The following is a 21,986-nucleotide window of genomic DNA, read 5'->3' as shown; positions in this document are numbered from 1 at the left end:
CACTCCCCTCGGTACTTTTCGTTATAAGGCATATTGTTTAAACCGGCTTGGAGTTACTCCCTCAAGCTTCTTGAAAACTCTAGTAAAGTAGCCGGGGTCCTCGAAACCGCTTTCTTCAGCAACTTGCATTACGTTATATTTCGGATTTTTCAGCATTGTTTTAGCTTCTTCCACCCGTACCTGTGTGAGGTATTCCATTAAAGTACAACCCAGACCCTGCTTAAAGATTCTACTAACATAGCACGGACTAAGATAAACTGCTTGGGCAATATCATCTATTGACAGCTTATTCCGATAATTCTTTCGAATATATTCCGCAGCCTTCTGAATTGCCAGCAGATTTTTCTGGTTTTTATTCGTTTCCAAATAGTTCATAAATGTTTCTAACATATTTTTTGCCCACAGGCAGAGCTCATCAGGAGAAGTGATTTCTAGCAATTCCTGATGAAACAAGGCATTTAGCTTTAAAATTTCAGTTAACTCTGCGCCTCCATCCACGGCTGCCCTTGAGATAATTACAACGAGCTCCATTATTCTAGTTTTTAATGTACCAATATGATTAGAATTTTTGGCGATAATATCAACTAATAATTTATCTAAAAGTTGTGCAGTTGCTTCTTTCTCCCCATTTCGCACCATAGACTTAAGCTCTTGTTCTTTGTCTAAGGAATTACTGCTGATGATTCTCGACTCAATCGTACCCATGGCGATTTCCACACGTTTGCGAGCTTGGATTTCTTCAGCCAATCTAGCCTGTTGGGCAGTTATTTCCCTTCTTTGCGCTAAGACAGTCATACCGCTTTGCATGATTTGATTTGCCACGACAAACAACAGGTCTGCTGCTGCTTGCACTCTATCGCTTGACATAATCTCTAACTGAGCAGCTGACCATTTGACTGCAGCTACGTCTATATTAAGTCCCATCACCATTTCCTCAATTTCTTCTAGAAAATAGTCTTCGGGCTCCCACATAAGTACTTGACCGCAAATAATTGAGCCAACATACTCATCTAATAAAATAGGTGCGGCCCACATTATTAAGCCGGCATGACAGCGGAAAATATAAGGTTCACCATATTTAGATGCCTCTGTGCAAGCACGCGCATATGAACGCTGACATTTTTTTGCACCATTACTATCCGATTTTATCATGTCACAAAAGTTACAGTCCTTGATGGCATGGTCAGTAGAAATTAGTGTATTTCCTTTGTTATCGACGAGAATTGCTTTTAATCCAGTAGATTTTGAAAATGAACAAAGCATTTTATCCAAAAGATTTCGACCCACTAATTTTTCGAGCCACTGTAATTTCTTATCTTGATACTGGTCTCCTTGATTCACATTACCACCTCCAAAGCAAGTTCACACTTTAAAGTGTGCAAATACTTATTTCACTCCTGAACACAAGTTTATGGAAGCAAATGCGGATTAGGCTGGATATCAATTTAATAATATTATTATAACACATGGAAATATTTTCTTTAAACTATTGTAAACTTATAAATAAAAAATTCAAAGGGGCACTCTAGCCTCCGGCCGGATTTAATACCTAACCAGCTAGAGGCAAGGGTGCCAAAGATTATTTTAAAAGAAATATTTGAATTAATTCTGCTTACTTGGCAACAACATCAAAGTTAAAATCATACTTTGCAGGATCAAATTTATCTAAAGTACTGTTTTTGATCATGAATTGTGTAAACTCAGCTTCATCATTAGGAATTAACTTTAACTGTTTTTCAAAAATATCAAGATACTTTAATTCCTTAGTATCTAGTTGTAGTAAGCCGTCTTGGAAAGCGCTTCGTAATTCCTTAATTGTAGCAGAAGCGGCGATTTTCGTTCGCTCAAAGTGAGTCTTACCTTTTACAATCTCTTGACTGATTTTTATAACTACGCCAGGGTCTAAGATATATGCTTGAGGGTCATACATTCGATCAGATTCCGACAAAATATCTCTCATCTCAAGAGCAAATCCACGTGCTGAGGCCACGTTCATTATTCGGCAATCGTAGATAAGATGTTCAGTATAGACAGTAGGAGCCATTCCGCCCAACAATCTTACGTTTTCCACAGACTCGTTACTCCAGCAGTCTGCCAAACACGCGGCTATGTTTCCAACTGAACTCGAATGAGCACAGGCAGCAGTTCTTCCTTCCATAGAAATGGGTATACCAGTAATTGCTTTAAGATAAACTCCTTCATAGCCGCAATCTTTATCTGGTCCTAAAGCACCTCGTTCTACTGCGACTAATGTTCTCACTGCACACATAACTCTGTCAATTGCAGCAAAAACTTTCGGAATAAAATTTTTGTGAGCCATGACCATTGAGGTGTTGGCAAAGCCGCATGCGGTGTCCCCTGAAGGGATACAGTTCGTCTCAGTCGAAATTTTTACAATTTCATCCCATAAAGCAACCATATCTCGACAGCCGACAACCCCTAAAGAAAACAATGCTCTAGGTAGGTCACAGTTCATTACTGCTTCATCGTGGAGATGCTTGCCGCCTATCGATTCAATTGCCAAAAAGTCAGCACCAGCTTCAGCACACCCTCTAAATGTTTTAATAACATTGTCCCAATGTTCACCTTTGTACATATGAGTAAGGGTCTTACCTTCACGAATATCGACAACTGTCATTCTTAAGAGACTCTTTAACCCGAATTTTGAATAGTATTCGTTCATTACTCCCTTTACAACTTTGGTGACATCAATTCCCCATTGAGGATTGAAGGTACACGGAGGAAGCAGTTCAATTTCTATGATAATTCCAGGTGATAGAAGTTCGTGAGCTTTTGAACAAATACCATGAATCATTTCTTCATACTGGGATAGTACTTTCGGCATAGTTTCTGTATTTATTAACATAGTTGGAAGTGTTAAGTTTACTTCTGGATAAACTGTTCCTCCGCCAATGACCATTCCATTGCTACAAACTACTGGTTTCTTGGCATGACCGTATATAAATTCATCTAAATTTGTATAGGCAAGCTCATTAAATTGAAGACTAGCCACAATAGTCCCTCCTATTCATTATTTCATTATTATTGCAATAATTTAGCAACTAGTTCCACCGCTGCTGCAGCATCCCCAGCATAACCATCTGCACCGATTTGATCCGAGAATTCCTGTGAAATTGGTGCACCACCAATGATGACCTTAATATCGTTTCGCATACCTTGTTCTACACACTCTTCAATTGTTGATTTCATGGAGAGCATCGTGGTCGTAAGTAAGGCTGAAAGGGCTAGGATTTTTCCATCGTTCTCCTTGATTGCAGCGATGAATTCTTCAGGTGAGACATCTACACCCAGATCAATAACTTTGAAGCCTGAACATTCAAGCATCATACCTACTAAGCTCTTTCCAATATCATGTAGATCTCCTTTGACAGTTCCTATAATGACGGTGCCTCTATTGGTCATTTCGCCACCGGCTAGTAAAGGCTTCACCAGCTCGATACCTGCATTCATGGAGCGTGCTGACATCAGCACTTCCGGTACAAACATATCATTAACTTTGAAACGTTGTCCAACTACATTCATACCCCCGATAAGTCCTTGATTAATGATAGCGAGTGGATCCACGTTTGCACTAATAGCTTCTTTGACTTTTGCTTGCACTTGGTCATTGTCGCCTTCTATTACGGCATTACTTAATCCTGTAAAATCAAACATGATTATCCTCCTAAAATTTAAAATTTGAATTATAATAAGTATTTTCATTAGGGTCATTATGAGGATTGCTTATTCTAAGAAACGCTTCCCATTTTCTCTCCTCTCTTACATAGTCATCTATAGATCTATGTTTATTGTTAATTGAATGTTCTAAATGTTTTGACTAGTGTTATTGGTAATATTGTAGTCTTTTGGAGGCTCTCTTTACCATGGACTATCTTGTTTTATCTTGATAAATCCTAACTAGTATATTTATCAATTCAAAGCAGTCACCCACTTCTTGTAAGTGGTGATCAGTTATAGCTGAACGAGTTCACTGCGCAACTATAACTGTAAAGGTTACTTGTTCTTCATTGTCTAATATAGAGAGCTCAAAGTTATTTGCTTTATAAATTTTTATTTCTGTTCATCTGTTGAATTAAGATTATTCAGTAAAACTAATTGAAAAATCCCCAAAAACACAGAATAATCCATGGTATACTTGCTCAATTATCATTAAGCTTACTTAGATGAGCAAGGTATTGAGGATTCAAAGGAGGATGAGATTTATGATCAAATTTGATATTGTTTCTGGATTTTTAGGTGCAGGTAAAACAACCTTAGTTAAGAGAATCTTGCATTCACTGGACACTTGTGAAAAAATCGTCTTGATTGAAAACGATTTTGGCGAAGCTAATGTTGATCGCGAAATCTTAGAAATTGAAGGTTTTGAGGTTTATGAATTATCAAATGGATGTATCTGCTGTAAACTAAAGGGAGATTTTCTTCTTACTCTTAAACACTTATTGAGTCAAGAAATCGATCGAATCATTTTTGAACCCTCCGGCATTTTTGTTTTGGGTGAAATCTTAGATATATTTAAGGACATTGAAATCTCCAGCAAATGTTTTATTAACTCAATAACTACGGTTGTGGATGCTCAGAATTTTACAAAGCATATACAGGGTTACTCAGGTTTCTACAAAAGCCAAATCCTGCATGCCTCATCTTTGGTTATAAGTAAAGCTCAGTTCTTAGATGATAATGAAATTCTCCTAATAGAACAAGGGTTAAAAACTTTAAACGAGACTGCCCATATTATCTCAAAGGATTGGGCCAAATTATCTAATCAGGATATCAAAATTTTAATCAATGGAAAATCGAATTGCATTTTACAGGCTTCCAAAGAGGTCTTTGACCATGACTTTGATTCGTTGGGACTTAGTACTTCTAGAATCGTAAGTTTAGAACAATTAAAACGGATTCTCGCAACGTGTAAAACAGGTGGATTCGGAGATGTGATTCGAGGTAAAGGGATCCTTTGTTCGGGCACTCATTACCTTGAATTTAATTATGTAGATGGGCAGTATTCCATAATGGAATCACCAGATGTTGAGATTGGTATTGTAAGCTTTATAGGCAACAATTTACGAAAAGAAGAACTAACTGCCGCCTTTAAATAACAACCATAACCATTACTTCTTTTGCAGTTGGGAGTACTTTTAGATCTCAATCTGCAACCTCTTTACGTTACTACTTGGTATTGGATCTTTGGGATTACTTTAATGGGATGACAAAAAGAGAAGTTTAACTTTTGCTATCTATAATAGCAATAATTCTTTAGTTAAATCAAAAACGTATACACCGAAAATAGGCTGTAACAATATCAGCTTGTTACAGCCTGTTTTATACTGTCATAAATTACTCTAAGAAATCAAATTGCTTATTTCGGAAAGCCTTAAGGTATTTGACACAGTAGTTGTCACGTCCTGCCAGCGCCTCAGCTGTAATTAAACTTGCCATCATCATCTTGTCCAACGGATTAATGATTAGACCATCTAACCCTTTTCCAATGGCCATAATTGCAAAAGCATGGTTCATGAATTTACGAACCGGTAAGCCATAGGATACGTTCGACAATCCGCACATTGTATGAACTCCTTTAAACCGCGTCATAATCGCTTCTACAGAATTAATAAATTCCACAGCAAAAGTATTGTTGGTAGAGATTGGCTGAACTAATGGGTCCACATAAATATTATTTAAGGGCACATTGTTTTTGACAAGTCCATCAATCAGTTTTTCCGCAATTTTCAACCGAGCATCCATGGTTTCAGGCATCCCATCGTCACTCATACATAGTGCCACAACTTTAAGGTCCGTCCCAGCAACAACAGGGATTAAGGCATTATAACGTTCCTTTTCCAGAGAGATTGAATTTATCATAGCAATTCCTTTGTGCACAGAAAGGGCAGCATCAATAGCCTTAGGATCAGGACTGTCGAGACAACAAGGAGCATCCACAACCCCCTGAACCGTTTTCACGAGCCATTGCAGGTATTCAGGTTCCTTACCGACAAAGATTCCAGCGTTGACATCTATATAATCTGCTCCGGCTTCGAACTCATCTTTTGCTACCTTCTGAATGTATTCCGCGTCTTGAGCTTTGATCGCTTCTCCTATCGCTTTACGACTCGCATTAATTAATTCGCCAACAACTAGCATGTTTTAGTTCCTCCTCTATTTGTTGAGATTTTTCTGACCCATAAACTCAGGAATTTGTTTTACCATTAACTTGTGGAGCGGAATGGTTTACACTCTTTTGAATATTCTTCTCATTTTTAATTTTAGTCCTAAATTAGCTAGTATCATAGGGATTTTTTTGCTTTAAATTGATGTATCTTAACAATAAAATAGGGTTCAGTTATTATTCTTTATTGCATTTCCAACTTAATTAGGGTTTGCAAATTATCGAAAAGTCAAGATTTTACAAGGATTTACGGGTAGTTTTGCCTAATATATGTGCATAAAAAAACAGCCTTTGGCATCAAAAGCCATGCACATGGAGTTAAAAAACGATGTATCATAAACCAAATAGTTAACGTCAGACCCGGCCGGGCTTGTCCCACAAATCGACAACGCTGTCGATTTGTGGGACAAGCCAAAGAGAAGGCTCCCACCCTGTCGGGATTGCCCAAATTCTTATTTGAATATTGAGGCGAAAAAAATAGTAAGATTCTGGTCCCTAAAAAAAGGGGGTTGGTAGCAAGCCCTAATTAAAATTAGGCCTCGGATCCGATAAGGATTCAATACCCATTGACGACAAGCCATTAGAAAGTACGGCTTAAATTGAACTTATTTTTATATATACAAAAAGACACCTCCATACAGAAGTGCCTAAAAAAATACTTTTATATTAATAGATTAATTATTTTTCGGATTAATTTAAAAGGCTCTTAAATCTCCTAAGATTATCATCGATTCGTGGATCCGCTCCAGCCTTTCAAACCCTCAATTAACCGTTGCATGACAAAGATATCCTTGATCGCGACACGAATAAAATTCCCAGGCAGACCAGCAAAACTGGCACAATTCCGTACAAGAATTCCTGAACGGCCTAAATGCTCAATCAATTCATCGGGTGCTTGATTTAAAATTTCAATTAAGGCGAAGTTTACGGAAGTCGGCCAAAGTTTCAGCTTCGAAAACTTGCCTAAGTCAAATTCTCGATAAAAATACGCTCTGCTCTCCCTTAATTTCTCTCGCACTTCATCCGGATACCTTAAATCCTCCAGTGCTGTTATTCCAGCATGTTGTGCAAGAACATTTACAGACCAGGGATCACGGTATTGCTCAAAATTAGAAATTAAGCTTTGATGTGCAAATACAGTGCCTAGACGCAAACCCGGTATACTATAAAACTTGGTTAAGGAGTATAAAACAATTAGGTGCTGATTATCACCCAAATAGCTTCGAGTGGACTGGCGGTACTCGTCCGGTAAAAAATCAAGGAAAGATTCATCAAAGAGAATTCTACATCCAATTGCCTTGGTTAACCTTAAAATTCGTTCAAACGTATCTTTCTCAAGGACACTGCCGGTCGGATTATGGGGGGAACAAAGGAAGAGTAAATCACATCCATTAAGGAGTTCAATCCAAATCTGATCATTGTAACTCTCTTCGTCAGAACTATTGCTTTCTTCATCCATACGATTAAACGTTGCCCAGCCCCTGGGGCCAAGCGGGATATAGTTTATTTCAGCCCCAACCGATCGTGCAGCTCGTTCGTATTCACTAAATGTCGGAATAGGAATCGCAACTTTTTTGGGTTTCAAGGCTTGTACGATGGTGAATATCAATTCACCTGCACCGTTACCAACCATGATTGTTTCATTTGGCTGTTCCAGGTGGCTGGAGAGTGTCCTTCTTAAGGCAAGGCTTTCAGGATCTGGATAGTTTACGATATCCGCCATGCCTTTTTGCAAGGAAGCCCAAACTCCATCGGGAGGTCCAAATGGATTAATATTTGCCGAGAGATCGATAAAAGACTCCAAGCCATACAATTCCTTGGCTCTGCGGAGATTCCCACCGTGCATAGCATCACCCCGTATTTTCAGTAATTTCCATCTTAGTGGCAACAATTCCACCCGAGTGACTATTAAAGAGATCGATGTAGGCAGGTTTAAACAGTTGTTGGGCTTCAATACGCAAGTTCCCGCCCAGGTCATAATTGAATAATCCGTTTTGCGGAAAGACTCCCGCTAATAGTGTTCCGCTGTGGGCAGTTACCACACCAAGTCCACCCTTTTGACGCACCCATGATAAGAAGGGCTCAAAGAAGGATTTGGGATTTATCTCCAGATTGCATTTTGCACTGATCGTTCCTGCACTGGCCAGTTTTTCTAAATCCCCTTGAGCTATCCCTTCACAGGCTAATTTGTGTGCTCTCTTGATTTCGCTTTCGTAACGTCGATAGTGTTCTGCTAACCCTGGGCGTGCGTTAAACATCCCTGTATCAATCGTCCCCCCCCAATCCAAGGCCAAAAACAGGGCAGGTACTGAGGACCCCAGCAAGCGGTGGTTATGACCCTGAACATGTTCTATTTCTGTAATTCCAGGAAACATCACACTGTCGCTCGGTTCAATTCTTAAAGCTAAACCAGCCAAGCGTTCTGGTGCAACATCTTCTCCAAGGGCAATCAAAGCCGCTGCAGCCACGGCGGTAATGTCGGCGGTAGAGCTTGCCATTCCTTTCCCTTCCGGAAGTTGATGGGAAAACTTCACCTTACCACCAAGCATAGGCAGACCTAAGTTCTCTTTGAGTAACTCCAGTACTTGAAGTGCTTTAATTTTATTCAGAGGAAGATCCCAGCCAGAATCATGCATGTTCAATGCCACCCTAGCCTCAGAAAATCGATCAATGGGACAATCTATAAGAAAAGGAACTCCTCTCCGAGCCCCTTGTACCCATTCTCCACATGTTCCCGGACACCGGGCCAACCCGACTGCGAAATCCATTAATATTCAATCCCCCTACGACTTTTAACCCCTTTAGAGAAAGGATGTTTTAGCATGTTTAGATCCCACCAATTGTCTGCTAATGTTTCTAAGGCAGCGGGCATCCCCCGACCGGTAAGAATCCAGTGCAGGTGCCGGGAGGACTCAGTCGACAAGAGTTCTCTTAATTGATTCAAGTCTAGAAAACCTCGATTTAACGCATGGCTTATTTCATCTAAGATGATAACCTGATAAATGTTTGCCTCAATTTCCTCTGCCACAAAATTAATGGCTTGTTGAACTAGGTCTAAAGCGATTTCCGGATTGCGGTTTTGACGAAAACATTCACCACATCCTGTACAGTGTTTCATGCCAGTACGAATCATTCCTGACCAGCGACAACCTACCCCAAATTGTATGAGAGGAATTCCTAAGCGATTAAGTCCTGTAAGTTCGCCGCTGTAGGTACTCCCCTTTAGAAATTGGACCATTAAAACTCGTTTCCCCTCGGAATAGGCAAGCACTGCTTCTCCGATGGCTGAAGTGGTCTTTCCTTTGCCCAGACCAGTATAGACTGTTATCATACTCCGATTCTCCCAGAACGAGAAGCAAACCAATGCTCGAGTAATTCTTGATGTCCTGAGAAATGAAGGTGCAGATAGGAAGCTACAATATTATCCCGGGCATATCCTTCCAATCGGTCCGCTTGATTTCCTCTAAATAGTTCGTAAGCAGGAGGATAGTCCTTATCATAGACCACACGTGAATAATGAAATTCATGCCCTTGAACTGCAGTCCCTCGAGGACCGAGAAAATTATCCTCACGAAAGACACCTTTTCGATATCCTATACCCTGTAACCGTTTTGTCATTTCGGCCTTCATAGGAATTAGGCCAGCCATAGGCAACTCGTTTCCTTCAAAATCCTTAATGGACTTACCAAGATACATGTACCCTCCACATTCAGCGTAGATTGGCTTGCCACTCGCAGCATATTCGCGCAAAGAATCTAAAAATGAGATGTTTGCACTTAAGCGGTTAAGATGCAGTTCTGGAAACCCCCCGCCCAACATAATGCCATCCAAGTCTTCAGGGATAGAGTGATCATGCAAAGGGCTGAACGGTATGATTATAGCATTCAAGTGTTCTGCCAGGTCTAAAGCGTCTTGGTAGTAAAAAAGGAACGCTTCATCCCAAGCTAAGCCTAGCCTGAATTTTTCAAAATTACCATCAGAATTTGGGGCTGTACACGTGATAGTTTTCTTAGTTTCTTTAGCTAAAGCAGGTTCCTTAAATTCAGGAGCACCGAGCATTATGTTTTCGACTTGATCCAAGTCAACGTGGTTGGTTATTAACTCTGAAAGAGTCTCGATAAAGCCTTCTAAGAGTCCGCCTTCCCCTACCGGAACTAATCCTAAATGGCGTTCAGGAAGCTGAAGCGACAATTCTTTGGGAAGGACTCCGAGAACTGGAATCTTGATCTCACTAAGGGCTTCTCTCAGGATTTTTTCCTGTGCGGAAGATTTTACGCGGTTAAGGATAACTCCTTGCAGCTTAACTTGCGGGTCATATGAGCTAAATCCATGCACAAGTGCCGCGACACTGCGAGACATTGAAGATGCATCAACAATGAGGATGATCGGAGCGTCGAGAAGTTTTGCCACATCGGCGGTGCTCCCAAAACCTGCGGTACCGCTCATTCCATCGAACATGCCCATGACACCCTCGATCACTGCCCAATGGTCTCTAGAGCTTTGAGCAAAAACGGAAGGAAGATTATCGCCCAACAGCCAGCGGTCAAGATTGCGGGAAGCCCTTCCCGTCGCTGCCGCATGATAACTGGGGTCAATGTAATCCGGTCCAACCTTGTACCCTTGGATTGGACGCTCGCGTTTTTTCAAAGCTGCCATTAAACCTGTAGCTAGGGTTGTTTTTCCTACTCCGCTATGCGTTCCTGCCAGGACAATCCGTGGAATTTTCATGCACTATCCCCCTAATTCGATGTTCGATATTCGTGGTTCGTGGTTCGAAGTCCTAGGCTTAAGTACACTCGGCACCACGGGGCTTTCCGTCCATTTTTTATTCCCTTCGTGCATCGAACCTCGAGCTTGTTAAATACTAATCATATCATATTGCCATATAAGTAGTTGCTATATAAGCTACAATTAGAGTAGGTATAAGGGACAACCAGGTCGCTGTTTTAATAAGCTGACGGCAACGAACAATGTCAGTGGCATTGACTGGATGGAGTGCATCTCCCATCTCTGCTCGGTGATGAGGCTTTCCATGATAGATGTTGATTCCACCTAAGCGAATGCCCAGCAACCCTGCAACCACACTTTCCGGATTACCGCCGTTGGGGCTGGGATGACCAGAAGCATCTCGCTTCCACATCTGATAGGCATGATTGACAGACATTCCTCTTAACCTTCCAGCCAGGAGTAAAATCGGTACAGATAAGCGTGCTGGAAGATAATTTGCCCAATCATCCGTCCGTGCAGAGAACCAGCCAAACTCTTCATAACGGTCATTCCTGTAGCCGACCATGGAATCTAAGGTACTGACCGCCTTAAAGGCCATCGCTAAGGGCGCACCGCCAAGAGCCGCGTAAAAAAGGGGAGATAAAATCCCATCCACAAAATTTTCCGCCATCGTCTCAACCGTTCCTCGGACAATCTCTCCCTCGGAAAGATTCGTCGTATCACGGCTGACCAGCCAAGAAAGCTGGGTTCGAGCCTCACTCAAATCCCCTTTTAACAGAGGGATAAGGACATTTTGCCCAGCATCTAAAAGAGATTTACCAGCTAAGGTTGTAAAAATTAAATAAGCGCTGAAGAGAAACCCCAGTATGGGATGAACTATGTTAGCTAAGGATATCGCACCCCAGGTAAATAGATAACTTCCACCCACGATCAATATAGTTAGCAAGACACCGTTACGGCGACGGATCTCCGGGGGACCTAGATTAAGTTTGCTCTCTAAAATGCTAATCCCCTTGCCAATTCCTACGACTGGATGTGGCCAGCTGCGTGGATCTCCAATAAGCTGATCGAGTATAAACCCTATGAAAACAGTAATCGGAAGAACCGCCCAAATTGAAGAAAGCGTTTCTATCATATTTAATTACCCGGTCTTTCCCTAAGAATCTGCCCTTATGCCCATAATGGCTCGAATCCGTTCTAGATCCACATTTTGACGGACTAAATCCGCCAATTCGTTAAACGCTGATTCACGGAGCGCCGCCTGAGAGAGTGACGCCTCAACAGGTCTCTTAGACCCTCTGCGCTCCCAGAGCCAATTTAAAAGTGAGGCCCGCAGGCTGTCATTATCGAAAATCCCATGCAAATAGGATCCATAAGAATTCCCGGCCTGTAAACCATCAAGATTTGATTCTCCGTTTGAAGTTAAATTGAACAGAGGTAAATGCCCTTCATCTAATGTGGATCGCCCCATGTGAATTTCATAGCCCACCACAGTTTCTCCAGTGCAAGCTTTAAAGAATCCTCGATCCGTCAAGATGGTCCCCTTGCTCTGAACAGTATGTTTTTGAGGATAAAATTCCGTCACCATCGGCAGAATACCAAGTCCCGCTACTTCTTCAAGCTCGGACTCTGTATGCAACGGATCCTTTACTAAGCGACCCATCATTTGGTAGCCGCCACAAATCCCTATGACAGGAATCTCTTCCGTACAAAGTGTAAGAATGTTATTTCCTATACCGCTTTCATGAAGAAAGCGTAAATCAGCAAGAGTATTTTTACTGCCGGGAATAATCACCAGGTCTGGTTTCCCCAGATTTGCTGGATCTGTGACATAGCGTACAGAAACATCCGGTTCATCTTGAAGTGCATCAAAATCTGTAAAGTTTGAAATATAGGGTAAGCGAATCACTGCAATGTCCAGCTGTTCCGTTAAGGAAACCGTGGGTCTTTCGTCTGCTTCGCTCAATGCAACTGAGTCTTCATCTGGGATACGAATCTTAAAATAGGGAACAACTCCAACTACCGGGATTCCTGTTTTTTTCTCTATGAAATCTAAAGCAGGTTGAAGAAGCTTAATTTCCCCGCGAAACTTGTTAAAAATAATTCCTTTAATCATGGCTCTCTCTTCAGGTTCCACTAATTCTAAGGTCCCTACGACGGAAGCTAAAGCCCCGCCACGATCAATATCTGCCACGAGTAAGACTGGTGAAGCAGCCTCCATAGCCACTCTCATATTTACAATATCGTTTGACTTAAGATTGACTTCAGCCGGACTTCCCGCCCCTTCAATAACTACGATTTCATACTCATTGAGCAATCCGTGAAGAGCCTCAGTTACATACGGCCAGGTCATACGTTGATACTCACCATGGTAACGCAACGCTGTCACATTACCCTGGGACTTGCCCATAATGACAACTTGAGAACCCGTTGGTCCACTTGGCTTCAGTAAAATTGGGTTCATGCGCACCTCAGGTTCTACTCCGGCTGCTTGGGCCTGAACGACTTGAGCTCTGCCCATCTCTCCACCTGCCGCTGTCACAAATGAGTTGAGGGCCATATTCTGTGCTTTAAACGGACTTACATGGTATCCTTCTTGGTAAAAGATTCGGCAAAAAGCAGCAGCCAAGACACTCTTCCCAACGCTTGAAGAGGTTCCTTGGATCATGAGTTTGGCCGTCAATTTATTGTTTGAAGACATCATTTTTCACCCTCTTTTCTTAAGCTGGTGCTTTTTAACGCAATAACTTTCGTATTTTCACGAATCACTTCAATAAGCGGCAGTTTATGTGAGCTAAATTGAAGTTTCTATTGTCACCTTGAGTGAAGTAACTTATTTAGGTTGTTTTAAGACCGTATAAATCAGCGCATTAACCACGGTTGCGGCGATTGGGCTTCCTCCCCGAGTTCCGAGTACAGTAATCGAGGGGAACTCTTGGTGTTCCCATAATAAATCCTTAGACTCTTTCGCTCCAATAAAACCAACAGGAATTCCCACGATCAATGCAGGTCGAGTCTCTGGGTTTTCAGCTAAGCGTAAGACCTCGATTAAAGCCGTTGGCGCGTTGCCGATTGCCACTATTGAACCCCGCAGACGATTTGCATTCATACGAAAAGCGGTCATCGAGCGTGTGATTCCCCAAGCTTTGGCTTGTTCGGAAACTCCAGTAGAGTTCAGGAAGCATTCCACACTCCCACCCAACGACTTGAGTTTCTCCTTAGAAATTCCTGCCCGTACCATCTCTACGTCAGTAATGACGTTAGCGCCCTCTTTCAGAGCCTGGAGACCGCAAGCAATTGCTTCAGGATGAATCGCAATCGAAGACTCTAATGAAGGATCTCCGGTTGTATGAATGATGCGTTCGACCACTGGGTAGTCCGCTTCCAGCCAGGGACGGGTTAATCCAGCCCGGATAATACGCATACTTTCAGTTTCAATTTGGCCCGGGTCTAAAATGAAGTCTGCTGTCATTCGCCCAAAGCCTCCTTAATGCGAAGGCTGGCCAAGCTTGCAATCCCGTCATCAGCTCCCAGTTCTCTGGTAAAGATGATCTCAACTTCAGGATGCTGTTCTCGAATTTCACGCAATTCCTCATGAATATCTACCGTTACGTGCATTCCGCGAAAAAGAAAGAGTGGCATTATTACAATATGAGCCGCACCGCTTTGAATCTTTGCTTCCACTGCTTCAGGCAGACTCGGGTGATCATGAGCCATGTATGCCGGGGTTACCGTCTGTCCCATTAACTGACTCACTTTTTCGGCAACCACTAAAAGTCCTTGGTTTGCTTCTGCACGACGGCTGCCGTGGCCTAAGATAATAATTTCTGATTTCATATCAATTCCTCCATATGTTTAATAAATTGAGTAAGTGTTTGACTATCTGAAGCCATTTCGGGTACTGGTCGTTTTAAAAGAACCAAGGGCAGGTTTAGGTTAAGGCAAGCTTGTATCTTTTCATGGGTTCCGCCAACTTTTCCACTTTCTTTAGCCACTACGACATCGATCTTTAGTTGTTTAAACATCGCTTCATCCCACTCTTGAGAAAACGGACCTTGAGCCGCTACGATTTGATTGGGTTTAAAGCCTAATGATTCACAACGGGCTAATACCTGAGAAGTGGGTAACACGCGGACATATAGGAATTTATCCTTCAGCAAAGGATGAGATACCCAATCAGGCAAGCCGTTACTTCCAGTCGTGAGCAGAATATTTTTTCCTAGTTTCGATGCAATTTCAACGGCAGCGGGTATATCCTCCGCCCAATGAATAAGAGGATGATCGTCTACCTCCAATGCAGAGCGTTCCCAACGCAAGTATGGCAACCCTAAATCTGTGCAAACTTTTTTAGCCATTTCTTTAACCTGTACGGCATAGGGATGAGTTGCATCCACTAAAGCCGCAAAGGAATTAGCTTTTAGAAGATCTGTAAGACTTTCGGCATCCATCGCTCCCGAACGAACCTGCAAGCCGTGTTCCTGTACTAATTCTGCCCCATAGGCAGTTAGGGTAGAGACTAATATCTCATGACCGCGCTGTTTTAGAGCATCTGCCAAGCCACGCCCATCCTCAGTCCCTGCTAAAACTAGAAGTTTCACAGTTTATACCCGCGAGGAGTCACCATATAAGGGCCAACAATCCGGGTTTGAGAGTTTCCAATTATGACGGTCGTGAGCATATCAATGGGATGATTCGTGAAATCATCCAGTGTGGTAATTTCTACGCTCGACTCCTCACCTCGTAAGGCTTCTCGAACCAATCCAACCGGGGTATCAGGGCGACGATAACGTAAAACAATTTCCCGAACAGTCTCAATGTGATGGGGACGGCCATTACTTTTCGGGTTATAAAGTGCGAAGATGAAATCTCCCTCGGCTGCTAAGCGAACTCGCTTCTCGATAACTTCCCAAGGAGTCAGCAGATCACTTAAGCTAACCACAGCAAAATCATGCATTAAGGGAGCTCCTAACATGGAAGCTGCCGCAGAGGCTGCCGTCACTCCAGGAATGATTTCCAAGGGCAGATCCAGCAGGTTCTCTTGTTCCAAACATTCAATAATAATCCCTGCCATGCCGTATACACCAGCATCACCACTGCTTACGACAGCTACTCGATGTCCCTCAGCAGCTAAACGAATTGCTTCTCGACAGCGGTCTATTTCTTGACGCATCCCCGTTGCAACAATTTGTTGATGGGTTATAAACGAACGAATAAGGTCTATGTAAGTTTTATATCCCACGATGTATTCAACTTCATTTAATACTGACTGAACCCTAGCTGTCATATGATCCTGGTCTCCAGGTCCGAGACCTACGACATAGAGTTTTCTATGCTGATTGCCACTGTTACCCCCTGCCCCTTGGTCTTTGGCAGTACTAACCGACCCCTTTTGGCTCCCAGTAAACTCGCTGCTTCGCATACACCGTCCACTCCTATCTTTTCGCTTACAAAGTTTGATCGACTTAACTGTTCTTGAAGATTAACTGACTGCAGCTCATCTGCTCGAAAGGTTCGAAACGGAACCCGCAGGTATTTGGCAACTTCAATCAGTCCCACTTCATTGGATTTAAGGTCAATACTATAGATTCCTGAGATAGCCTTAAGGGACGCTCCGAGCTGTTCTATTGCCAGCTTGATTCTCTCTAGAATGACATCGCTGGCAACCCCTCGGCGGCACCCCACTCCTATACTTAAAATTGGTGGCACTAAATACAGACAATCCGCCTTAATATTTGAGTTTGGAAAAGCATCAATAATGACATTCGCTTGATCCTTTTCCTTTTCGGATAAAAAGCAATAATGGGTATCCTTAACCCATGTTTCATGCTCGGGCTTCAACGGATAACTTGCCCAGACATTGAGCCGTTTTTGCTCTAAAAGTAAGCGGTTGACCGCCGGTAAATGATCGACAGGTTCAACTTTCCATCCATACCTGCGGGCATATTCGTCCGGTGCCACCATACCCCTGACATCCGTGGCTGTCGTAATTACTGGTACAGCCCCAATTTGCTCAGAGATCTGATGGGCCCAAGCATTTGCGCCGCCTAAATGTCCGGAAAGCAAAGGAATTACGAATTTTCCTTCCTCATCTAAAACTAGAACTGCTGGATCTCGGTCTTTCCCTTCTATTAATAAAGCAATTTGACGTACGACGATTCCTGAAGCCATAACAAAGATAAGAACAGAAAACTCTTGCCACAGGCTGGGAATGATATCGCTCAAACGAGAAAAGGATTTAATTTTAAAACCTTGGGAGGATTGTGATTCTCCATGATAGTTGCTTTGATTAAGCACCTTCTCATGAAGATAATATTCTCTTCCAATGGCATTCGGAAGACCCTCTCCAATACGCAGGATTGTATCTAACCCACGGTCAGTTAAAGTCACAAGAGCTGCTTTAGTTTTTGTGTTTACGTCTGCGTCCGTGTCCATGTCAAGATTCCTGTTCACTTATCTGTCCCTTGCCGATATTCGTGTGTAAAGGTCGGGTCATAGAGCTTTGAACGCGTGTATCCGTTAGCTGGATCTAAAAAATCACCCACCAGGATTTGAGCCTGTTTTCGAATTCCTGCTGTTTTAACCTTTTCCACGATGGTTTCCAAGGTTCCCAAGAGAATCTCTTCATCTGGCCAACTAGCTTTTGCAACCACAGCAATGGGCGTCGAGATAGGATAACCGCCTTCCTGCAAAGCCTGGACTACAGATCCCATGTCCTGAACACTTAGGAAAATTGACATACTGGCTTGATGTTGTGCTAACTTGGCCAGTGCTTCACGCTCTGGAACGGGAGTGCGCCCAGCTATACGGGTAAGAATTAGGGTTTGGCTGATATCAGGCAGGGTAAATTCACGTTTAACCGCTGCTGCGGCGGCAAATACTGAACTAACCCCAGGAATGACGGAATAGGGTATTTCTTGCTTATCTAAATGCTCAAATTGTTCCTTAATTGCTCCATACATACTGGGATCACCAGTATGGAGCCGAACAATCGTTTCTCCATTTTTGCTTCCCTCAAACATAAGAGCAATCACCTCTTCAAGGGTGAGATGGGCACTGTCATGACAAGGGGTTCCAGGACGACACAATCCCAGCAATTCTGGATTGACTAAGGACCCGGCATAAATCACGCGGTCCGCTCTCTCAAGGGCGCGAGATCCTTTAACCGTAATTAGTTCAGGATCCCCTGGACCAGCTCCGACGAAGATTACTTCACCTTCACCGCTAGTTTTTTTCTGGCTCACTGTTTTCCCTCCCCAACAAATCTTTTTTGACGAGCAATAAACTGAGATAATCAATTTTATCAGCTGTAAAATCTTCTGGTTTAGGTTCCCAGCGAATTTTCTCACCAGATTGTCCGAGACGAGTCAATAAGACTGCTTTTCTGTCGCGCTCTTCAAGCAGGGTCAAAATTTCAGGAAGTCTGCGGGAGACTTTCATTAACACTAAATTGGGGAAATTAAGGAACTCCCCAACATCTTCCGTACTTGGCAAGATAAGCAGAGGCTCATCTCCTGTGGCCAGGGGCAGGTTAATCTTAGCGGCGGCTGCAGCCATAGCCGTAATTCCAGGTACTGTTACAATATATTCCTGAGGAAGTTCCTCCTGGAGAATGTTAAGTAAATAACTATAAGTACTGTAAAGTGAAGGATCACCCAATGTGATAAAGGCGACAGATTTACCCTGTTTCAATTCAGCCAGGATGGTTTGTGCTCCATCTTGCCAAGCCTTAGTTAAAACCTGCGGATCTGAAGTCATGGGCATTTCAAGTTCGACAAGCCGAGCATTAGATGGACAATGAATTTTGGCAATATCCCAGGCAACACTTTCTCGATCCAGCTTGGATTTTGGGATGGCTACCAGATCGACTGAATGAAGGACATCAACGGCTTGCAAAGTCAAGAGCTGAGGATCACCGGGACCAACCCCTACTCCATAGAATTTTCCCCATGTTGTATTCATGATGCTTCCCCTTTTCTTGCTGATATTATAAAGATTGGATTCAAAGCTTGAGCCATATGCAGAGTTTGTACTGCTTTCCACCGAACTGCTTGAATTGAAACGGTGTCAATATCTTGATAGTTATTGTCTGTAAGAAGTTTCAGACCTTGAGCCACTGTTTCGATCGTCACTGCTGTGATCACGATTCTTCCCCCTTCAATAAGAGGAACAGTTTTTAATATTTCAGCTAAACGCCCATTACTCCCGCCAATAATGCAAACATCGACAGGGGGAAGCTCTCCGAAGACATCGGGTGCAACTCCAGGAATCAAGCAAAGATTTGAAACGTTAAACTTATGTTGATTAGTAAGAATGAGTTCTTGCGCCTCTGGATTATGTTCAATTGCGTATACAACCCCTTCAGAAGCGAGCCCTGCGGCTTCAATACTAATGCTCCCTGTACCAGCGCCAATATCCACGACATTATCGAATTTAGAAATTTGGGCTTTGGCGAGTACTTGAACTCGAATTTCCGCCTTTGTCATCGGAACCTTGCCCCGCAGAAACTCCTCGTCTGGAATTCCAAGCCTGGACCCGCTGCCCTTCATAGTGGAATACCGATGGGAATGTGGATGGAGAATAACAATAGCGTTCTTTAAAAAGGTCTTTTCCTGAGCTAACTGTTCTGCATCCATTGTTGCCCAAAATTCCTCTGGATAAGCAAGGGCATTCCCAACGGAAATTTTAGGATTATGGCCGCGTTCCAAATAAAATTGAGCGATTTTCTGAGGAGTATTTTCCCCACCGGTTAACACCGCTGTCGGACGAGTTATCACTTGAGGCAATACGGATAATTCTCGGCCATGGACACTGGCAAAAATCGCCTCTTGCCAAGGAAGCTCGGCTCTGGCAAACGCAAATTGAAGAGAACTGATCCCAGGATGAACGTCGATATTCTCCTCGGGGAATTCCTTCTTTAGTCTGGGTAAAAAACTAAAAAAACCAGGGTCGCCAGAAACGAGAACCCCCACAACCTTCTTTTCCTGAAGTGCATTTCTGATCACATCAACACTGCTGGACAAGTTGCCGGATAGGACATATTGATGTCCTGTGAAATCCGGAAAGAGTTTAAGAGCCCTGGACCCTCCGATTAAAATTTCGCAATTTTTCACAAGTTCAATAATCGCAGGGGGCAACCATTCCGGCCTTCCAGGGCCGATACCGATCACCTGTAACATGCTTTACCCCTCTTCCATAATGTCGTTTAACTAAATTTCTAAAGACACATTAGCGAATACAAATAAAAAACGAGCCTGAGCGGCTCGTATGGTTTACCTTGAATAAACACACACATCTCCTATCGCTCGTAGGTTTGTGATGTTACTTAAGGCAGGTTTCCTGGCTTCAAGTCATCATTCTCATGTTCAACCATCTTGTGTTTCAAAATGGATTTACAAAGAGAACTCCTTGTTTACAGTGGCGGGACCGCGCCGGAGTTTCACCGACTTCCCCTTTTAGATCCTTTAAATTAAAGGAACCTTAAGTATAACGCTATTTAATTCACTAGGCGTGTGTTCGACGGATACAGTGTTATTCTATAAGTATATACTAAATTCCTCTTTTTCAAAATAATTTATCAAAAGCATTTGCTGAACAATAGCCATTTCTTTCACCATCCAGTTATCAAAAATGCAATTATTAGTACTTTAAGCCCTTTGTCAAAGAGTTGCACGAAGGTACGTTGTTTCATTTCTGAAATAACGTACCTTCAGCTTTATTTACCTTATTGGTTTCTTCGCATATTTTTTCTTCAGATTGACCTGTTGCTTTCGTTAACTTTGAAATCTCAATTCCTGGCAATCATCATCGTACTAAAAACATTCTCCAAATTGCCTACGACTCAATCGACCAAGTCCATCCCTGTTCCTCCACTATCTTAAAGGCTTGAATATCCCAACTAATCGGTTTTCCGTCTAATAATGTCATGATCGTTCCAATGCTTAGCCGTCCAAAGGTGAACGCTTGGGCTCTTTCACTAGCCAAGTGTGCCAGATGATGAAGCAGCTCTTGTTCTCCAAGGAGTAAAAGTTCAGCGGTTGCCCCTTCGGTGGTTGGGAATTCTGCTAAATGTTTTAAGGTGTCTATACTAAGTCCTGCTAATGCGGCATGGGCCAGCAGGACTTCCATTCGAGCATCAGCGACACGATTATGGGTATGGAAAATTCCGCCCGAGACTTTAATGAGTTTTCCAATATGCCCTAAGAGAATTACCTGTTCAATCCCCCTATAGGCTGCTTCTTCCAACATATAGCCTACAAAATTACTCATCTGTATTACGGCTTCGGGCGGCACTTTAAAGCGTTCAGTTGCCACTCGATACCCATAGTGCCCAGGAGTAAGTACAATAGTTTTATGTCCATAAGCCACTGCTTGGTCCAGCTCAGGCAGGATGGAGGTTTTGAATGCCTCCTCAGACATAGGACGAACTATCCCACTCGTCCCGAGGATTGAAATTCCTCCCATTACCCCCAGTCTGGGATTAAGAGTACGCAAGGCAGTATCTTCTCCGGCTGGAACTTCGATAATAATTTCGATTTCTTCAGCGGGAAAAACCTCTCGGACTGCTTCACGGATCATTCTTCTAGGTACCGGGTTAATGGCACTTTCCCCAACTGAGATCGCCAAGCCTTTTTTCGTGACGGTCCCAACTCCCTTGCCTCCGCGAATATGAACTTCTCCTTGATGAGAAATGAAACGTGCCATCGCACGAATCTCGAGGCCATGAGTAATATCCGCATCATCCCCACCGTCTTTAAGAATACTGGCCCAAGCTTGAGGGTATCCGGATTCTCCGCTGTGAATGGGCATCATTAAGCGCGCCGAATTCGGCAGTGGAATCTCTGCCTGCTCCGCTAAACTGTTCCCTTTAAGCAACTGACAGGCGGCTTTTGCCGCACCCGCAGCACAACTCCCTGTAGTATATCCTTCACGCCAAGTATGTCGATCTTTATCTCGTGCCATAGTTTCTCTCCCACATTAAATTTAATCGAAAGTACAATCGTTATTATTATAGCCCTGAACTGATTCATCGACCTTTGATACCAAGAAAATGCAAGTCATGAAGAGCCACATTTTT

General features: G+C 42.9%; 20 protein-coding genes and 1 riboswitch. Of the genes, 1 reads left to right on the top strand and 19 read right to left on the bottom strand.

Annotation, left to right across the window (positions count from 1 at the left end; translation table 11 throughout):
• Positions 1 to 21: 21 nt before the first annotated feature.
• From BUB11_RS13035 to BUB11_RS13025, 3 genes are all read right to left on the bottom strand, one after another.
• Positions 22 to 1,341 carry a PocR ligand-binding domain-containing protein gene (locus tag BUB11_RS13035; protein WP_073030197.1) on the bottom strand — a complete coding sequence of 440 codons (1,320 nt, stop codon included), beginning with the start codon at positions 1,339 to 1,341 and terminating at the stop codon, positions 22 to 24.
• A 271-nt stretch (positions 1,342 to 1,612) separates the two neighbouring features.
• Positions 1,613 to 3,013 (bottom strand): methyltransferase MtaB domain-containing protein, encoded by a 1,401-nt coding sequence (locus BUB11_RS13030; protein WP_073030196.1) that lies wholly within the window; start codon positions 3,011 to 3,013, stop codon positions 1,613 to 1,615.
• 29 nt (positions 3,014 to 3,042) lie between these two features.
• Positions 3,043 to 3,675, bottom strand: a complete 633-nt coding sequence (locus tag BUB11_RS13025; RefSeq protein WP_073030195.1) for a corrinoid protein — start codon at positions 3,673 to 3,675, stop codon at positions 3,043 to 3,045.
• Between the two features lie 548 nt (positions 3,676 to 4,223).
• On the opposite strand from BUB11_RS13025, the gene BUB11_RS13020 reads away from it, so the two are divergent.
• Positions 4,224 to 5,117, top strand: coding sequence for a CobW family GTP-binding protein (locus BUB11_RS13020; RefSeq protein ID WP_073030194.1), 894 nt, complete (start codon positions 4,224 to 4,226; stop codon positions 5,115 to 5,117).
• Between the two features lie 238 nt (positions 5,118 to 5,355).
• Here BUB11_RS13020 and BUB11_RS13015 read toward each other — a convergent pair whose 3' ends face one another.
• The 16 genes from BUB11_RS13015 to cbiD form a co-directional block, all read right to left on the bottom strand.
• On the bottom strand, positions 5,356 to 6,159 hold the full coding sequence (locus BUB11_RS13015; protein WP_073030193.1) for a methyltetrahydrofolate cobalamin methyltransferase: 804 nt from the start codon (positions 6,157 to 6,159) through the stop codon (positions 5,356 to 5,358).
• Between the two features lie 749 nt (positions 6,160 to 6,908).
• The gene (locus BUB11_RS13010; protein ID WP_073030192.1) at positions 6,909 to 8,030 is read right to left on the bottom strand and encodes a pyridoxal phosphate-dependent aminotransferase; all 1,122 of its coding nucleotides are present in this window, start codon (positions 8,028 to 8,030) and stop codon (positions 6,909 to 6,911) included.
• A 4-nt stretch (positions 8,031 to 8,034) separates the two neighbouring features.
• A complete protein-coding gene (locus BUB11_RS13005) occupies positions 8,035 to 8,952 on the bottom strand; it encodes a GHMP family kinase ATP-binding protein (protein ID WP_073030191.1) in 918 nt (305 codons plus the stop codon).
• Entirely contained in the window at positions 8,952 to 9,515 is a 564-nt protein-coding gene (locus BUB11_RS13000; protein WP_073030190.1) for a cob(I)yrinic acid a,c-diamide adenosyltransferase, read from the bottom strand. Before BUB11_RS13000 ends, BUB11_RS13005 begins: the two co-directional genes overlap by 1 nt.
• Positions 9,512 to 10,912: a cobyrinic acid a,c-diamide synthase CobB gene (locus tag BUB11_RS12995; RefSeq protein ID WP_073030189.1), complete on the bottom strand. Its 1,401-nt coding sequence runs from the start codon at positions 10,910 to 10,912 to the stop codon at positions 9,512 to 9,514. The genes BUB11_RS13000 and BUB11_RS12995 overlap by 4 nt, the downstream gene beginning before the upstream one ends.
• 145 nt (positions 10,913 to 11,057) lie before the next feature.
• A complete protein-coding gene (cbiB, locus tag BUB11_RS12990) occupies positions 11,058 to 12,047 on the bottom strand; it encodes an adenosylcobinamide-phosphate synthase CbiB (protein ID WP_073030188.1) in 990 nt (329 codons plus the stop codon).
• A 21-nt stretch (positions 12,048 to 12,068) separates the two neighbouring features.
• The gene (locus BUB11_RS12985) at positions 12,069 to 13,613 is read right to left on the bottom strand and encodes a cobyric acid synthase (RefSeq protein WP_073030236.1); all 1,545 of its coding nucleotides are present in this window, start codon (positions 13,611 to 13,613) and stop codon (positions 12,069 to 12,071) included.
• 132 nt (positions 13,614 to 13,745) lie between these two features.
• Entirely contained in the window at positions 13,746 to 14,384 is a 639-nt protein-coding gene (locus BUB11_RS12980) for a precorrin-8X methylmutase (protein ID WP_073030187.1), read from the bottom strand.
• Positions 14,381 to 14,749, bottom strand: coding sequence for a sirohydrochlorin chelatase (locus BUB11_RS12975; protein WP_073030186.1), 369 nt, complete (start codon positions 14,747 to 14,749; stop codon positions 14,381 to 14,383). Before BUB11_RS12975 ends, BUB11_RS12980 begins: the two co-directional genes overlap by 4 nt.
• Positions 14,746 to 15,510 carry a precorrin-6A reductase gene (cobK, locus tag BUB11_RS12970; RefSeq protein ID WP_073030185.1) on the bottom strand — a complete coding sequence of 255 codons (765 nt, stop codon included), beginning with the start codon at positions 15,508 to 15,510 and terminating at the stop codon, positions 14,746 to 14,748. Before cobK ends, BUB11_RS12975 begins: the two co-directional genes overlap by 4 nt.
• A complete protein-coding gene (gene cobJ, locus BUB11_RS12965) occupies positions 15,507 to 16,196 on the bottom strand; it encodes a precorrin-3B C(17)-methyltransferase (RefSeq protein ID WP_073030184.1) in 690 nt (229 codons plus the stop codon). Before cobJ ends, cobK begins: the two co-directional genes overlap by 4 nt.
• A 26-nt stretch (positions 16,197 to 16,222) precedes the next feature.
• Positions 16,223 to 17,344: a cobalt-precorrin 5A hydrolase gene (locus tag BUB11_RS12960; RefSeq protein ID WP_073030183.1), complete on the bottom strand. Its 1,122-nt coding sequence runs from the start codon at positions 17,342 to 17,344 to the stop codon at positions 16,223 to 16,225.
• Between the two features lie 14 nt (positions 17,345 to 17,358).
• Positions 17,359 to 18,153 carry a precorrin-4 C(11)-methyltransferase gene (gene cobM, locus BUB11_RS12955; RefSeq protein ID WP_084110277.1) on the bottom strand — a complete coding sequence of 265 codons (795 nt, stop codon included), beginning with the start codon at positions 18,151 to 18,153 and terminating at the stop codon, positions 17,359 to 17,361.
• Complete coding sequence (gene cobI / locus BUB11_RS12950) at positions 18,134 to 18,871, bottom strand: precorrin-2 C(20)-methyltransferase (protein ID WP_073030182.1); 738 nt, start codon at positions 18,869 to 18,871, stop codon at positions 18,134 to 18,136. Before cobI ends, cobM begins: the two co-directional genes overlap by 20 nt.
• The gene (locus BUB11_RS12945) at positions 18,868 to 20,088 is read right to left on the bottom strand and encodes a bifunctional cobalt-precorrin-7 (C(5))-methyltransferase/cobalt-precorrin-6B (C(15))-methyltransferase (protein ID WP_073030181.1); all 1,221 of its coding nucleotides are present in this window, start codon (positions 20,086 to 20,088) and stop codon (positions 18,868 to 18,870) included. Before BUB11_RS12945 ends, cobI begins: the two co-directional genes overlap by 4 nt.
• 133 nt (positions 20,089 to 20,221) lie before the next feature.
• Positions 20,222 to 20,407: riboswitch (cobalamin riboswitch) on the bottom strand.
• Between the two features lie 336 nt (positions 20,408 to 20,743).
• Positions 20,744 to 21,871, bottom strand: coding sequence for a cobalt-precorrin-5B (C(1))-methyltransferase CbiD (gene cbiD / locus BUB11_RS12940; protein WP_073030180.1), 1,128 nt, complete (start codon positions 21,869 to 21,871; stop codon positions 20,744 to 20,746).
• Between the last annotated feature and the right edge of the window lie 115 nt (positions 21,872 to 21,986).

This window comes from Desulfosporosinus lacus DSM 15449 (assembly GCF_900129935.1).
Taxonomy (GTDB): Bacteria; Bacillota; Desulfitobacteriia; order Desulfitobacteriales; family Desulfitobacteriaceae; genus Desulfosporosinus; species Desulfosporosinus lacus.
Note: the sequence above shows the minus strand (reverse complement) of the source record. Positions and strands in the feature narration are given on the sequence as shown.

Excerpts from the sequence above, each read along its gene's own strand:
- BUB11_RS13025 (WP_073030195.1), bottom strand. The coding sequence starts at position 3,675 with ATGTTTGATTTTACAGGATTAAGTAATGCCGTAATAGAAGGCGACAAT.
- BUB11_RS13020 (WP_073030194.1), top strand. The coding sequence starts at position 4,224 with ATGATCAAATTTGATATTGTTTCTGGATTTTTAGGTGCAGGTAAAACA.
- BUB11_RS13015 (WP_073030193.1), bottom strand. The coding sequence starts at position 6,159 with ATGCTAGTTGTTGGCGAATTAATTAATGCGAGTCGTAAAGCGATAGGA.
- BUB11_RS13010 (WP_073030192.1), bottom strand. The coding sequence starts at position 8,030 with ATGCACGGTGGGAATCTCCGCAGAGCCAAGGAATTGTATGGCTTGGAG.
- BUB11_RS13005 (WP_073030191.1), bottom strand. The coding sequence starts at position 8,952 with ATGGATTTCGCAGTCGGGTTGGCCCGGTGTCCGGGAACATGTGGAGAA.
- BUB11_RS13000 (WP_073030190.1), bottom strand. The coding sequence starts at position 9,515 with ATGATAACAGTCTATACTGGTCTGGGCAAAGGAAAGACCACTTCAGCC.
- BUB11_RS12995 (WP_073030189.1), bottom strand. The coding sequence starts at position 10,912 with ATGAAAATTCCACGGATTGTCCTGGCAGGAACGCATAGCGGAGTAGGA.
- cbiB (WP_073030188.1), bottom strand. The coding sequence starts at position 12,047 with ATGATAGAAACGCTTTCTTCAATTTGGGCGGTTCTTCCGATTACTGTT.
- BUB11_RS12985 (WP_073030236.1), bottom strand. The coding sequence starts at position 13,613 with ATGTCTTCAAACAATAAATTGACGGCCAAACTCATGATCCAAGGAACC.
- BUB11_RS12980 (WP_073030187.1), bottom strand. The coding sequence starts at position 14,384 with ATGACAGCAGACTTCATTTTAGACCCGGGCCAAATTGAAACTGAAAGT.
- BUB11_RS12975 (WP_073030186.1), bottom strand. The coding sequence starts at position 14,749 with ATGAAATCAGAAATTATTATCTTAGGCCACGGCAGCCGTCGTGCAGAA.
- cobJ (WP_073030184.1), bottom strand. The coding sequence starts at position 16,196 with ATGACAGCTAGGGTTCAGTCAGTATTAAATGAAGTTGAATACATCGTG.
- BUB11_RS12960 (WP_073030183.1), bottom strand. The coding sequence starts at position 17,344 with ATGGACACGGACGCAGACGTAAACACAAAAACTAAAGCAGCTCTTGTG.
- cobI (WP_073030182.1), bottom strand. The coding sequence starts at position 18,871 with ATGAATACAACATGGGGAAAATTCTATGGAGTAGGGGTTGGTCCCGGT.
- BUB11_RS12945 (WP_073030181.1), bottom strand. The coding sequence starts at position 20,088 with ATGTTACAGGTGATCGGTATCGGCCCTGGAAGGCCGGAATGGTTGCCC.
- cbiD (WP_073030180.1), bottom strand. The coding sequence starts at position 21,871 with ATGGCACGAGATAAAGATCGACATACTTGGCGTGAAGGATATACTACA.